Annotated in this window: 17 protein-coding genes; 5 read left to right on the top strand and 12 right to left on the bottom strand. The window is 44.2% G+C overall.

The genetic code is table 11. The annotated features are described in order from the left end of the window. On the top strand, positions 1–453 hold the full coding sequence (gene smpB, locus RMO68_RS05025) for an SsrA-binding protein SmpB (protein ID WP_304741453.1): 453 nt from the start codon (positions 1–3) through the stop codon (positions 451–453). Positions 454–527: 74 nt separating this feature from the next. Here the strand turns inward: smpB and rplS are convergent, their stop codons facing one another. The 12 genes from rplS to RMO68_RS04965 form a co-directional block, all read right to left on the bottom strand. Then, positions 528–887, bottom strand: a complete 360-nt coding sequence (gene rplS, locus RMO68_RS05020) for a 50S ribosomal protein L19 (protein WP_015652941.1) — start codon at positions 885–887, stop codon at positions 528–530. After that, the gene (trmD, locus tag RMO68_RS05015) at positions 877–1,572 is read right to left on the bottom strand and encodes a tRNA (guanosine(37)-N1)-methyltransferase TrmD (protein ID WP_310439612.1); all 696 of its coding nucleotides are present in this window, start codon (positions 1,570–1,572) and stop codon (positions 877–879) included. Before trmD ends, rplS begins: the two co-directional genes overlap by 11 nt. After that, positions 1,572–2,126, bottom strand: a complete 555-nt coding sequence (gene rimM, locus RMO68_RS05010; protein ID WP_310439611.1) for a ribosome maturation factor RimM — start codon at positions 2,124–2,126, stop codon at positions 1,572–1,574. The genes trmD and rimM overlap by 1 nt, the downstream gene beginning before the upstream one ends. Next, the gene (locus tag RMO68_RS05005; RefSeq protein ID WP_310439668.1) at positions 2,107–2,346 is read right to left on the bottom strand and encodes a KH domain-containing protein; all 240 of its coding nucleotides are present in this window, start codon (positions 2,344–2,346) and stop codon (positions 2,107–2,109) included. The genes rimM and RMO68_RS05005 overlap by 20 nt, the downstream gene beginning before the upstream one ends. Positions 2,347–2,348: 2 nt before the next feature. Then, complete coding sequence (gene rpsP / locus RMO68_RS05000) at positions 2,349–2,579, bottom strand: 30S ribosomal protein S16 (RefSeq protein ID WP_013459360.1); 231 nt, start codon at positions 2,577–2,579, stop codon at positions 2,349–2,351. 145 nt (positions 2,580–2,724) lie between these two features. Next, positions 2,725–4,071 carry a signal recognition particle protein gene (gene ffh, locus RMO68_RS04995; protein WP_310439610.1) on the bottom strand — a complete coding sequence of 449 codons (1,347 nt, stop codon included), beginning with the start codon at positions 4,069–4,071 and terminating at the stop codon, positions 2,725–2,727. Positions 4,072–4,153: 82 nt separating this feature from the next. Next, positions 4,154–4,891: an RluA family pseudouridine synthase gene (locus tag RMO68_RS04990; RefSeq protein ID WP_310439609.1), complete on the bottom strand. Its 738-nt coding sequence runs from the start codon at positions 4,889–4,891 to the stop codon at positions 4,154–4,156. Further along, positions 4,869–6,080, bottom strand: a complete 1,212-nt coding sequence (gene waaA / locus RMO68_RS04985) for a lipid IV(A) 3-deoxy-D-manno-octulosonic acid transferase (protein ID WP_310439608.1) — start codon at positions 6,078–6,080, stop codon at positions 4,869–4,871. Before waaA ends, RMO68_RS04990 begins: the two co-directional genes overlap by 23 nt. Then, entirely contained in the window at positions 6,049–6,774 is a 726-nt protein-coding gene (locus tag RMO68_RS04980) for a zinc ribbon domain-containing protein (protein ID WP_310439607.1), read from the bottom strand. Before RMO68_RS04980 ends, waaA begins: the two co-directional genes overlap by 32 nt. A 39-nt stretch (positions 6,775–6,813) precedes the next feature. After that, entirely contained in the window at positions 6,814–7,536 is a 723-nt protein-coding gene (locus tag RMO68_RS04975; protein WP_310439606.1) for a Nif3-like dinuclear metal center hexameric protein, read from the bottom strand. Beyond that, entirely contained in the window at positions 7,533–8,273 is a 741-nt protein-coding gene (locus RMO68_RS04970) for an NYN domain-containing protein (protein ID WP_310439605.1), read from the bottom strand. The genes RMO68_RS04975 and RMO68_RS04970 overlap by 4 nt, the downstream gene beginning before the upstream one ends. Next, positions 8,270–8,857 carry a tetratricopeptide repeat protein gene (locus RMO68_RS04965; protein WP_310439603.1) on the bottom strand — a complete coding sequence of 196 codons (588 nt, stop codon included), beginning with the start codon at positions 8,855–8,857 and terminating at the stop codon, positions 8,270–8,272. The genes RMO68_RS04970 and RMO68_RS04965 overlap by 4 nt, the downstream gene beginning before the upstream one ends. Positions 8,858–8,925: 68 nt before the next feature. Here RMO68_RS04965 and RMO68_RS04960 point away from each other — a divergent pair, with 68 nt between their 5' ends. From RMO68_RS04960 to mtgA, 4 genes are read left to right on the top strand one after another with little or no spacing between them, the layout of a single operon-like run. After that, positions 8,926–11,025: an RNA degradosome polyphosphate kinase gene (locus RMO68_RS04960; RefSeq protein ID WP_310439602.1), complete on the top strand. Its 2,100-nt coding sequence runs from the start codon at positions 8,926–8,928 to the stop codon at positions 11,023–11,025. Positions 11,026–11,037: 12 nt separating this feature from the next. Continuing rightward, a complete protein-coding gene (locus tag RMO68_RS04955) occupies positions 11,038–11,574 on the top strand; it encodes a gamma carbonic anhydrase family protein (RefSeq protein ID WP_310439601.1) in 537 nt (178 codons plus the stop codon). Beyond that, positions 11,567–12,184 carry a trimeric intracellular cation channel family protein gene (locus RMO68_RS04950; protein WP_310439600.1) on the top strand — a complete coding sequence of 206 codons (618 nt, stop codon included), beginning with the start codon at positions 11,567–11,569 and terminating at the stop codon, positions 12,182–12,184. Before RMO68_RS04955 ends, RMO68_RS04950 begins: the two co-directional genes overlap by 8 nt. A gap of 2 nt (positions 12,185–12,186) precedes the next feature. Next, a complete protein-coding gene (gene mtgA, locus RMO68_RS04945) occupies positions 12,187–13,053 on the top strand; it encodes a monofunctional biosynthetic peptidoglycan transglycosylase (protein WP_310439599.1) in 867 nt (288 codons plus the stop codon). Positions 13,054–13,081: the final 28 nt, after the last annotated feature.

Below are 13,081 nucleotides of genomic sequence, written 5' to 3'. Positions count from 1 at the left end.
ATGGGCGAAAATATAGCCACCAATAAAAAAGCTTTTTTTGACTACTACATCGAAGAGAAATTCGAAGCGGGACTTGTCCTCAAAGGCTCCGAAGTCAAAGCACTCCGTGCCGGGCGGGTCAACCTCAAAGACGGCTTTATCAAGATCGTTCGAGGTGAGGCATTCGTCTTTGGTGTCCATATCGGCGTGCTTGATACCACCCACCACTATTACACTCATGAAGAGCGAGGAAGCCGTAAATTGCTTCTGCACAAAAAACAGATCGACAAGATGTTTAAAGCAGTTGAGAAAGAGGGATTTACCCTTGTCCCTCTCAGCATCTATTTTAACGATAAAAACCTCGCCAAAATGCAAGTGGCTATCGTTAAAGGTAAAAAGCTCTACGATAAACGGGATGATTTGAAAGAGAAAAGTCTCAAACGGGATATGGAACGGGCATTAAAAGGGGAATAAGCTTAGGTTTGTTCGAATAAAAAGATTGATGGGGAAAGTAATGAGTTTGCCGCAAGAGAGTGCGGCAAGGGGAATTATTTGCGACGAATTTCTTTAATACGTGCTGCTTTACCTGCAAGATCACGAAGGTAGAACAATTTCGCACGACGTACACGACCACGGCGGAGAACTTCGATTTTCTCGAGGCTATCGCTGTAGATTGGGAATACACGCTCGATACCAACACCGTTAGCACCGATTTTACGTACAGTAATAGTACGACCGGTACCTTCTCCACGGATAGAGATACAGATACCTTCATAATTTTGAACACGTGACTTTTCGCCCTCTGTAATGGTTACAGCAAGACGAAGTGTATCACCCGCGCGAAACTCAGGAACGTTTTTGTTAGCGATTTGTGCTTGTTCGAAACTTGCAATGTACTTATTTTTCATAAGATGTCCTTGTTTTATGCTTTTGAAGCTGCTCCGGTCTGAAGTATTTTGTTTTGCATTCAGACAGAGACGATTTTAGTGCACGAATTTTACTGTGATTTCCCTTTAAGTATTCTGATGGAACACTCATATTCTCATAAACAGGGGGTTTTCCAAACGAAGGGGCTTCTAGGAGTGGCGATTCGAAACTCTCATATTCCAATGACTCACTGTTTCCCAAAACACCTTCGATGTTTCGGACAATGGCATCGGTCATTACCAAAGAGGGGAGTTCTCCACCTGTGAGGACGTAATCGCCGATACTGAACACTTCATCACCAAAGCGTTCAACCACCCTCTCATCGATCCCTTCATAGCGTCCGCTCACAAAGACCACATGGGACTTCATTGCGAGTCGTTTGGCATCGTTTTGGGTAAATTGTTTCCCTACCGGTGCCACAAAAATGATATGAGCCTCTTGCGGTAGTGAGCGAAGGGCATCAAACAACGGTTGAGGTGTCATTAACATCCCTGCACCTCCACCTGCGGCAGTGTCGTCCACTTTATGATGTTTCGAGGTACTAAAATCTCTTGGGTTGAGATAATCGACTGAAAATTTCCCTGACTCAATACCTCGTTTAAGGATAGAATCTTGAAAATATCCGTCTATAAGGTTAGAGAAAATCGTTACAAAAGTAAAACGCATCAGGATGCCTCTAACAGATCCAATCCGCCCTCTACGGTAATTACTTTCCCCTTTGCATCGGCATTTAAAACAAAACGATCAATGTAAGGGATTAAAAAAGTAGTAGGAAGCTCTTTAGCGACTAAAGCACTATCGGTTGCCACGAGTAAATAATCCAAGGGGCCGATACGCTCAATCTCTTGAACGCTGCCTAAAAGTATCTCACCCTCCATAACACTCGAACCTAACAAATCAAACCAAAAAAACTCCCCCTCACTCAAGTTACAGCGCTCACGCGTCGCTTCAAATGTGGTAAAAAGTTTCGCATTGGTGAGTGCTTTGGCCGCTTCGGGAGAATCGATCCCTTTTAGATGGATTAGTTCACGATCAGGATTATAGGAGGAGAGAGTGACTTCTTTACCGTTTTCCAAAATAAAAGAGGCATTAGCACTAAATTGTTCAGGGAAATCGGTGGAGAGGTTAAGTTTCATATCCCCTTTTAAGCCGACAACTCGGCCCAACGTGGCGACATGAAGAAGATCTTTCGGGGGTGAGTTACGAAATCGGTTCGACATTAATTCGGTAACTTTTTCCGTCTTTAGCTTTACAACCGGAAATGACGGTTTTGATCGCGCCGATCATTTTGCCCTCTTTTCCGATAAGCTTGCCCACATCCGCCTGATTGGCGTACAAAACGATTTCGGTCACTTCGTCGCCTTCATTCGATTCTACCCGAATTTCTTCGGGATAAGACGCTATTAACTTAGCAAAACCTGCGACGAAGTCCGCAACCATCATTATTTACCGGTAATTTTTTTAACGCGGTCTGACATTTGAGCGCCAACGCTCAACCAGTAGTTTAGACGCTCTTCATCAACTTTGGTTGTGATAGGGTCTGTCATTGGGTTGTAATACCCAATCAATTCGATCCAACCGCCGTCGCGACGTTTGCGACTATCGGTTACCGCGATACGGTAGAAAGGTTGTTTTTTGCGACCCATACGGGTTAAACGGATGACTGTTGCCATTGTGTGTCCTTTAAATGTTGTTTTGCACCAAGAAGCTTAGAAGAGTGTTTTACCCACAAAAGTAAAAGAAAAACCTCTAAGCTGCTTCAAATGCTAAGGATTGAACTCGAAGGAGTGCACACCTTAACATTTAACCTTGGCAAAGTTAACGCGGTAAACGCGCACCTTGCATCTGACCCATCATGCTCTGAAGGTCTTTCATCCCCGATTTACCGGAGAACCGTTTTGCCATCTTAGAAGCATTTTTAAATTGTTTTAAAATACGGTTCACTTCAATAATATCCAAACCGCACCCTTTTGCCAAACGGGCTTTTCGGCTGTTGTTTAAGAGCTCAGGGTCTTCACGCTCTTTTACCGTCATTGACGAAACAAGCGCTTTGATTTGTTTAAGCTGGCTAGAGTTCTCCAAATCGAAATCTTTGAGCGCAGATGCCATTCCGCCCATTCCGGGGATCATCCCCATAATGGATTTCATGCTCCCCATTTTTTTGAGGCTCTCCATCTGCTCTAGGAAGTCATTAAAGTTAAACTCCCCTTTTTTGATCTTTTTGGTAAGGGCTTTCGCTCTTTTCTCATCGATAACCGATGCGGTTCGCTCAGCCAAACCTTCGATATCACCCAATCCCATAAGACGGTTGACAATACGATCAGGGAGGAAGATTTCGAGATCTTCCATTTTTTCACCCGCACCGATAAAGCGAAGCGGTACTTGAATCTGGGAAGCGATGCCCAAGGCAACGCCCCCTTTGGAATCTCCGTCGTATTTAGTAAGGATAACCCCGTCGATCCCGATTTTTTCGTTAAAGGTTCCTGCCGTACGAACCGCGTCTTGACCCGATAGAGAATCGGCAACGTAGAAAATCTCATGCGGTTTTGCGACGGCTTTGACTTCCGCCAATTCACCCATCAACTCATCATCAATCGCCAAACGTCCCGCGGTATCGATCAATACGACATCGACCAATGCTTTTTGTGCATGGGCCAATGCCCCTTTGACTACTTCAACCGGATTTTTCGTCACATCATCGGCATAGAGTTCCACTTCGATAGAGGCACACACTTGACGCAATTGCTCAACTGCCGCAAGACGCTGTAAGTCGGCCGCAACGACCAGTACCCGTTTTTTCTGACGTGTTTTAAGCCAGTTGGCAAGCTTACCCGTCGTCGTCGTTTTCCCCGAACCTTGTAGCCCCGTCATCAAAATAACGGTCGGGGCTACCGGAGCGTAGATGAATCCCGATTTGCCTTTGACATCCAAAAGAGCATACAATGATTTGCGAAGCGCATCGAGAAATTGGTCTTTTCCGATACCGCTTTGTTTGGTTTGGAGTTCAACCGAATCAATCAGCTCTTTGACGACTTTATGATTTACATCGGCTTTGAGCAACGCTTTTTTAAGCTCGCCGAGTGCCTTGGTCAACGCCTTTTCATCGTCGTGAAAACGAATTTTGCGTATAGCTGATGTAAACGATTCGGTTAGTGTATCGAACACTTTAGCTCCTAAATGCTTTGGTTACAGGGTATAAAAAGTTTCGAATTATACTTAATTTTTTCTTCAATTACAATTAGAGTATTTAACTTCCGAAATGTCCAAATACTTTCGGCTCAGGCGCTTCAAATGTCTGTCCTAGCAAGGTCACTTTCTTCGCATGTAGCATTACCCGCTTCGACTGACGACCGCCGTAACTCTCATCCCCGATAATCGGATGCTGCGCATATTTCATATGGGCACGGATTTGGTGCGTTCGTCCATGATGGATAATGAGCTGTACTTTGGTTTTTTTCCCTGATACTTCAAGCGGTGTCACTTCAGTAATCGCAGGTTTCCCCTTTTTGGCAACTTTGGTATAGGCTTTGTTCCCTTTTTTCTCGGTAATAAGCGGCTGATCGATCACAAACGGCTCACTTACTAACCCCTCTACCCATGCCACGTATTCTTTATAGACATTGTCTTTTTTGAATTCGCTAATCGCTTTGAGACGAAACTCTTCATTTTTTACCAACATCAATACACCGCTTGTTTCACGATCAAGTCGGTGAAGAAGCTGTGAGCCTTTAAACTGTCGCTCAATCTCATCCGAGTTAACAAACGCCGGTTTATCGATAACGATTAAATCGTCATTCTCAAAAATCGGACGTGCTTTTTCCACTTTTTGAACGATAAAAATCGTCTTTGGACTGATCTCACCCCGTGCGATCATCACCTTGTTGTTTCCGACATAAACCAAACCGCGATCAATCAGTGATTTGGCCTCAGAGTTGGATATTCCCTCTTGCTCCGCTAGGAGCTTATACGCTTTTGGTTTTTCCATTTTTATTCTCCGTTAAATAATCTAATACTTTTTGCAGATCAATAGTTTCATTAACCTGTGACGGGGGAAGATCCTCAGCATGTATCAGCGCTTCGGAAACCTTGTCTAACGAAACAAATTGGACATGAGAGACGTACTTGAACAACTCCCGTTGTAAAAACATCTGCTCCCCCGTAATAATTTTGCACCCAAAATGAGCCGGTTCAAGAGGATTATGTCCTCCAATGGGTGCGAATGCCCCCCCTAAGATCGCTATATCGCTGATGGCGTAGAGGTTATTCAACTCTCCCATCGCATCGATAAGGACAATATCACTCTCCAGCGATTGCGACTCACTCCACCGTGACGTACGCATCATCGGAGCCGTTTTAGCAATCAATTCTCCTACTTTGGCAAACCGTTCGGGATGGCGAGGAACGACCAAAAGCTTGGCAAAAGGATTATGCTCGCGGTAAGCAATAAATCCTCGAATAATCCCCTCCTCTTCCCCCTCATGGGTACTCGCGGCAACAATGATCATCCCCTCGGGTTTAACATACTGCTTACTTGCCTCGATCTTTTGGGCAAGTTTGATATTTCCGACCACTTCAACATTCTTTGCCCCCAAAGCGATAAAGCGAACCATATCTTCACTGCTTTGGCAAAAAATACGATCACACTGAGAGAGTAAAATCCGATAAAACCACCGCATCCTGTAATATTTTGGAAAACTTCGATCACTAATACGTGCATTGAGGGCAATAATCCGCGCGCCTCTGATCCGAGCTAGACGAAACAACAGATACCAAAACTCCGCTTCGAGTACCACTACCGTTTTAGGACGTTCAATCCAAAACCACAGCCACATCTCATAGGGAAGATATCTCACCTGCGCCGCATATTTGGATGCCGCTTCATATCCCGTGTGGGTAATAACACTGATGGCAATCCGTTGATTCCCCAGTTTTTCTAAAAGCGGTGCAATCGCTTTTGCTTCACCCAATGAGCAGACATGAAACCAGATATCATGAGGTTGAAACGGCGGGTTCTTAATGCCAAAAAATCGTGCCGGAATTGAATCACGATATTTTTTCTTAAATGCAAAAAAGAGCAAAAGGGGAAGGGCTACGACGTAAAAAATCGTCGCAACCAAAGTATAAAAAAGATCGAATACTACGTTACGCACCGATAGCGTCAGAAACCGGCTCAAGGAATAGAATACGTCCGCAATGTGGACACATAGTAATCTCTTCGCCTTTGATAACGTCCGAATAGACTTTATCACTGATGGCCATGTAACAACCCATGCACGCTTGATTACGTACAGGAACGGCAGTCGTATTTTTTGCCCAACGGCGGATTTTTTGATAAAACGAAAGCCCTTTTTGATTCATCGCACCGACCAAAGTCTCTTTTCGGGTAAATACCTCTTTACGTGCATCGTCAATACGTGCCAATTTGACATCAACATCCGCTTTTACTGTAGAAAGAGTCCCTTCAATTTCAGAGGCTTTTGTTTCTAGCTCATCGATTTTAGCTTGCTTATGATCGATCAATTTTTCCAAACGTTCAATCTCTTCGTTTGCAAAACTCACTTGCTCTTTTGCAATCTCTTCTTCAAGTTGAAGCGATTTCATTTCACGTTCAGTTTTAACCTCACCGCTTTTACGAGCATTTTCTTCAAGTTTTGCAGAGAGTTCCGCAAGATGAAGCTCATTTTTCTGTTTTTTAATTTGCTCATCTTTAATCTCTTGTTTAAGAGCATTGATCTCATTAATGATGCTGTTTTTACTTGCTAAAAGAGCTTCATACTGAAGGTTCGCTTCTTCGATTTGCGGTTCAAATGCATCGATCTCTTTATCAACATGAGAGAGCTCGATTAATTGTTCAAGGTGTTTGTTCATACGGTTCCTTTTGGAGTTACACGATTACCTAATTTTAGCTCAAAGATAGGTGAAGGGGTTCTTAGATGGCGAAATTATAACACTCAATCCTAATTTTTCCAAATACCCCCCTAGAACCTCGCCAAAATAGCGTTCACTTTCATAGTGTCCGATGTCAATCATCGATAATCCGAGTGCCTTGGCCTCCATCGCATCGTGATATTTAATATCTCCGGTCAAAAAGCACTCCGCTTCGATATTTCGCATCAGCGATGCACCGGAACCGGTTACTAGAGCACAAGTTCGGATGTGATCGTGGCATTTCACCCCTCGCGTATGCGGTAATCCCAATGCAATTTTAATCTTAGCGGCAAACGTTTCATACGCTTCATCAACCCCTAAATACGCAACAAACCCCTCTTTGGCGATAATGGGATATCCCAGCACTTCAGTCGCCACATAATCGTTAAGGTGGGTTTGGTCAAAATTGGTATGCATTGCAATATTCGTAATGTTTTTACGAATCATAGGTGCTAGTATTTTTGCAGGATATTGATTGAACTGAAGCTGTTTGAGTCCGCCGAAAATAATCGGATGGTGGGTAATTAAAAGGGCGTTTTCTGGGATGGACTCGATCAACTCTTCATCTATGTCGATACTGAGTACGACATGGGTAATCTCTTGGGCGAAATCGCCGACCAAAAGACCCGAATTATCCCATCCTTCCTGTGTCACAAAAGGGGAAAGTTCATCAAGGTAGGTATAAATTTCTCGTACCGTCATTTTTCATAGCTCCTTTTATGCCGCTTTAGCCGCACGTGTACCGCTTGTGATCCCGATAAGGGATCAGAGAATTTGAATTCAAACTCCCCTAAGGATTCAATCAAATCAAGAAGTTTTTTATACCCGTAACTGCGCGGATCGAATTCGGGAGATTTATTGATCAAATTTTGCCCGATGGAACCTAAATACGACCATCCCGCTTCGTTGGTTGTGTCTTCGACCGCATTGCGTACCAGCGCTAACAGAGCTTTATTATCCGGTTTGATTTTCGTCGTGGCAGCTTCTTTATGATTAGCATCGCGACGAAGGTTTTCGGTAAAAATAAATTTATCACACACCCCGATAAACGCTTTGGGTGTTTTTTGTTCCCCAAACCCGTACACTTTTATCCCCGATTCACGGATACGACTGGCAAGACGGGTAAAGTCGCTGTCGCTGGAAACAATGCAAAAGCCGTCGAAGTTTTTCGTATAGAGCAGATCCATCGCATCGATAATCATCGCACTGTCGGTCGCATTTTTCCCCGTCGTGTAGGCAAACTGCTGCATCGGATGAAGACCGTGTTCTAAAAGGACATTTTTCCATCCCTTGAGTTTCGTATCGGTCCAATCACCGTAAATTCGCTTGACGCTGGCAATGCCGTGTGCGGCGATCTCATCCATTAATCCTGCAATGATAGAAGGCTGAGAGTTATCCGCATCGATTAAAACGGCGAGGCGCGCTTGATCATCAATCACGGATGTACCCCCAACGAAAGAAGCGCCTCGCGTGCCTGCGGAAAATCGCTCTGTAGGTCTAACGCACGCTTATACATATTTCGCGCTTCTTCAATCTCTCCCATATCAACGAGAAGATTGGCATAGTTATAATAGGTCTGGGCGTAAGAGGCATCAATCTCTATTGCCTTGAGGTAATGATCTTGTGAGCGTTCGTACGCATTTTCAGAGCGGTACAGTGAGGCAATAGCATTATGGGTCAAATCATCATTTTCATCGAGTTCCAATGAGCGCTCATACAATTCGATCCCTTTAAGCCGATCACCCGATTTGGCGGTAACAAAGGCGAGCTTGTTTAAAATCTCCGGATTTTCCGGTTCCAGTGTTATCGCTTCTTCCAACATCCTTTTTGCATTATCCAACTCTCCACGCTCATATGCGACATCCGCTTTATCTACTAGTGTCGAAGCGGATACCTCTACTGTTTTAGGAATATCGGGTTGGGCATTATTCGGAGACGAGTCTTCCAATGTTTGAACGTGACGATAAATCTGATATGCGAAAAAAAGTGTCGCCGCCAGCATTAAAATTTGAAATGTACCCATAGTGTTCCTTTTTTGTTACCTAAGTATAATATAATCCCGTTAACTTAAAACCAAAATCGGTAGAAACCATGCCTAATAATTACAAAGATCCAGCACTTTATATCAATCGAGAGCTTTCGTGGCTCCAGTTCAATACCCGCGTTTTGAAACAAGCACAAGATGAATCGCTCCCTCTATTCGAACGACTCAAATTTTTGGCCATTTACGGAACCAATCTCGATGAATTTTACATGATCCGTATCGCAGGGCTTAAAAAACTGTTCAGTGCAGGGGTCAATGTCTCAGGTGCGGATCGCTTCACACCGCTTCATCAATTGCGTGAAATTCGCACCTATTTACATAAAGAGCAACAAGAAGTTGAAGCATGTTTACTCGGAATTATGGAAAAATTGGAAAAAGAGGGGATCTTTTTTAAATCGTATAAAGAAGTAACCTCTCAACAACAACATATTCTCGATAACTATTTTAAAGAAAATATCTATCCGGTAATCGTCCCGATCGCCGTCGATGCGACCCATCCGTTTCCCCATTTGAATAATCTCAGTTTCGGACAGATCGTCAAACTTCGGGATAAAGACGACACGAGTGTCGAGCGTTACGGAATCATCCGCATACCGCGTGTTCTCCCTCGTTTCGTCGATATCGACAACCGTATTTATATCCCGATCGGAAGTATCGTCTCCGAACATATCCAAGACCTATTCCCCGGCTATGAACTGATTAAATTCTCAGCATTTCGCATTACCCGAAATGCCGATATCGCGATCGAAGAAGAAGAAGCGGATGATTTTATGGAGATCCTCGAAGAGGGACTAAAACTCCGTAAAAAAGGGGAAATTGTTCGACTTGAACTCAGTAATCATGCCGATGATGATCTGCTCAACTTTTTTAACCGCCATGCGAATGTTTTCAAAGACGATATTTACCGTTTCCAAACCTATCTAAACCTCGGAGCCCTTTGGCAAGTCGTCGGAAATAAAGATTTTGCCCATCTTACGAGTCCTAGCTTCAAACCTCGCAATCTTCCGCCGCTCGATTCGGATGAGAGTCTCTATACTATTCTCGACAAACAAGATCTCGTCCTTTTTCACCCTTTTGAGAGTTTTGAGCCGGTCGTACGCCTCATCCAAACGGCGGCAAAAGATCCCGATGTCGTCTCGATTCGTATGACCCTCTATCGTTCAGGTTCTAAATCGGTTATCGTTCAATCCCTGATCGCTGCTGCCGAATCGGGTAAACAAGTTACCGTAATGGTAGAATTACGTGCCCGCTTCGATGAGGAAAATAATCTTCAATGGGCAAAAGCGCTGGAGAGTGCCGGAGCACACGTTATTTACGGTATCACCGGATTTAAAGTTCATGCAAAAGCGGCTCTCATTACCCGCCGTGTGGATGGAAAACTCAAACAATACGCCCATTTGGGGACGGGAAATTATAACCCCTCTACCGCAACCGTCTATACCGATATCAGCTACATGACGAGCAATGACGCAATCACGTATGATATGACTCGCTTTTTTCACTTCCTCACCGGATTCAGTAAAAAAGGGAAACTTAATGAACTCTATATGGCACCGACGCAAATCAAGCCAAAAATACTATCCCTTATCCATAACGAGACCCGCATGGGAAGTGAGGGGATTATCATTGCCAAAATGAATGCTCTCGTCGATGAAGATATTATTCGCGCCCTTTATAAAGCCTCTCAAGCAGGTGTTAAAATAGAGCTTATTATCCGCGGTGTCTGTTGTTTGCGTCCGGGAGTGCCGGGGATGAGCGATAACATTCGGGTGATCTCCATCATCGGAAAATATCTCGAACATGCCCGTATTTTTTATTTTAAACACTCTACTCCGCAGACTTATATCTCCAGTGCCGACTGGATGCCGCGAAATCTTCTCCGTCGGATTGAACTTTTGACTCCGATAGCGGGGGAAGAGGCCTCGAATAAGTTGCTTCAAATTTTACAGTTGCAAACCTCGGATAACGTTCTTGCCCATGAGTTACAAAATGACGGCACCTATCTTAAAGTAGCACATGACGGACACAATATTATCGACAGCCATCAAATCGTTGAAACACATACCAACAAAGTGTATAATTCGGTCAAAAAACAAACTCCGAACTACGTACAACAGTTAACGACACGCTTATTTAAAGAAAGCTAATCAAGGATTTATATGGTTGGAAACTATCAACATTACACCCCTGAAATAAAAGATCGCGTTTGGATCGCCGATTCCGCCGATGTGATCGGGCGGGTCAAAATGGGTGAAGATGTCAGTATCTGGTTTGGATGTGTCGTACGCGGAGACGTTCATACTATCACGATCGGCGATCGCAGTAATATCCAAGATTTAAGTATGGTTCACGTTACCCATCACAAGCGCGATGATATGAGCGACGGCTATCCTACAATCATCGGCAATGATGTCACGGTAGGGCATCGTGTGATGCTGCACGGCTGTACCATCGAAGACGCATGTTTGATCGGAATGTCTGCGACCATACTTGATGGCGCGGTGATCGGAAAAGAGTCCATCGTCGGTGCCGGAGCATTGGTGACCAAAAATAAAGTTTTTCCTCCCCGTTCGCTCATTATGGGAACCCCGGCTAAAGTGGTACGAGAGCTTACCGATGACGAAGTTGCCGAACTTTACGCTTCCGCTGCACGTTATGTGAGTTTCAAAGAGAATTACCGTACCGCAAATGTTTGATCTTGTCGTTGCTGCCGATATTCTCGGAATCGTCGCGTTTGCCCTGAGCGGGTTTTTGGTTGGGGTACGCAACAATCTTGATCTACTCGGACTTATTATCTCTGCTTCCCTCACCGCATTAGGGGGAGGTGTTGTACGGGATGTGATTCTAGGACGTACCCCTTTTGCGTTTAATGAATACTACCCGGCTATCACCGTTATCACGACAATCCTGCTCGCGTTTGCTTTTCGCCTTTATCGCCGAGAGCAGCTGGAACGTCAATGGCTCTTTATCATTAGTGATACGATCGGTCTTGTCGCATTTAGTATCACAGGTGCTCTACTCGCCATCGAGGTAGAATTTAATTTCTTCGGCGTCATGATTTTGAGCTTCCTCACCGCGGTGGGTGGAGGAGTATTACGTGATACGATGATCAATCAAGTACCCTCCGTACTGATCAGTGATTTTTACGGTTCCATCGCTATTATCGTCTCTATTTTACTTCTTCTTTTAGTACAAATGGATATGCTCACGACATGGGGAGTTGCGAGTGTTGCCGGCTTTGCGGTCCTTTTGCGGCTTCTTGCGTATTATAAACAATGGCATCTGCCTAAACTCAATATGGATTAATGATGCGTACTTTTAAACTTATTTTTTTAGCGCTCCTATTCGGGGGAGCAATCGATATCGGCCGTTATTTTATTTATCCGAATATCTCTGATTTAAAAGAAGAAAAACCTATACCTACCGCTTTTATGGAATACCGCCAAGAGGAGTGGGCAGAACAAAACCGTGATAAAGAGATTCAACACAGATGGGTAAGTATGGAAAATATTTCCCCCAATGTTATTAAAGCGGTTTTAATCGGAGAAGATGATAAATTTTGGAACCACGACGGCTTTGATGTCAAAGGGATGGAACAAGCCATAGAGCGGAGTCTTAAAAAAGGTTCTGTTGCCGGCGGAAGTACGATTAGCCAACAACTCTCTAAAAATCTTTACCTCTCCCCGAGTAAAAATCCCGTACGCAAAATCAAAGAGGCGATCATCACTTGGCGTATTGAAAGTACCCTCTCCAAGCGTCGTATCTTGGAAATCTACCTTAATGTTGCCGAATGGGGAGACGGAATATTTGGAATCGAAGCAGCGGCACGTCATTACTACGGGAAAAGCGCCAAGAGGCTCACCGCCCGTGAAGCCTCACGCTTGGCTGCCGTTCTCCCTAACCCGATCAAATACAATCCTACGGGTAGCCAAAAATACGTCAAAAATCGTGCCCGTATTATTTACAAGATCATGAAACGTAGAGGAATCGTCATCCCTGATTTTAAAGAGGTGATGGCACCCCCTAAAATAGAAGAGACACCTCTAGACGAAAGTAATGAGAGTATCACCGATCTTTTCAGTGAATCGGCCCCTGAAGAAACTCCCATTAGCGAAGCGGAAGTCTCTGAAATCAGTGGCGAGAATAGTGAGGGGAACTCTTCTGCGACGTTTTAATTTTATGGTACACTATCCTATCACGTTA

Source organism: Sulfuricurvum sp. (assembly GCF_031427015.1).
Taxonomy (GTDB): domain Bacteria; phylum Campylobacterota; class Campylobacteria; order Campylobacterales; family Sulfurimonadaceae; genus Sulfuricurvum.
Note: the sequence above shows the minus strand (reverse complement) of the source record. Positions and strands in the feature narration are given on the sequence as shown.

Bases quoted from the DNA above. Each gene is read 5' to 3' on its own strand.
- smpB (WP_304741453.1), top strand. From the start codon at position 1: ATGGGCGAAAATATAGCCACCAATAAAAAAGCTTTTTTTGACTACTAC.
- rplS (WP_015652941.1), bottom strand. From the start codon at position 887: ATGAAAAATAAGTACATTGCAAGTTTCGAACAAGCACAAATCGCTAAC.
- trmD (WP_310439612.1), bottom strand. From the start codon at position 1,572: ATGCGTTTTACTTTTGTAACGATTTTCTCTAACCTTATAGACGGATAT.
- rimM (WP_310439611.1), bottom strand. From the start codon at position 2,126: ATGTCGAACCGATTTCGTAACTCACCCCCGAAAGATCTTCTTCATGTC.
- RMO68_RS05005 (WP_310439668.1), bottom strand. From the start codon at position 2,346: ATGGTTGCGGACTTCGTCGCAGGTTTTGCTAAGTTAATAGCGTCTTAT.
- rpsP (WP_013459360.1), bottom strand. From the start codon at position 2,579: ATGGCAACAGTCATCCGTTTAACCCGTATGGGTCGCAAAAAACAACCT.
- RMO68_RS04990 (WP_310439609.1), bottom strand. From the start codon at position 4,891: ATGGAAAAACCAAAAGCGTATAAGCTCCTAGCGGAGCAAGAGGGAATA.
- RMO68_RS04980 (WP_310439607.1), bottom strand. From the start codon at position 6,774: ATGAACAAACACCTTGAACAATTAATCGAGCTCTCTCATGTTGATAAA.
- RMO68_RS04975 (WP_310439606.1), bottom strand. From the start codon at position 7,536: ATGACGGTACGAGAAATTTATACCTACCTTGATGAACTTTCCCCTTTT.
- RMO68_RS04965 (WP_310439603.1), bottom strand. From the start codon at position 8,857: ATGGGTACATTTCAAATTTTAATGCTGGCGGCGACACTTTTTTTCGCA.
- RMO68_RS04960 (WP_310439602.1), top strand. From the start codon at position 8,926: ATGCCTAATAATTACAAAGATCCAGCACTTTATATCAATCGAGAGCTT.
- RMO68_RS04955 (WP_310439601.1), top strand. From the start codon at position 11,038: ATGGTTGGAAACTATCAACATTACACCCCTGAAATAAAAGATCGCGTT.
- RMO68_RS04950 (WP_310439600.1), top strand. From the start codon at position 11,567: ATGTTTGATCTTGTCGTTGCTGCCGATATTCTCGGAATCGTCGCGTTT.
- mtgA (WP_310439599.1), top strand. From the start codon at position 12,187: ATGCGTACTTTTAAACTTATTTTTTTAGCGCTCCTATTCGGGGGAGCA.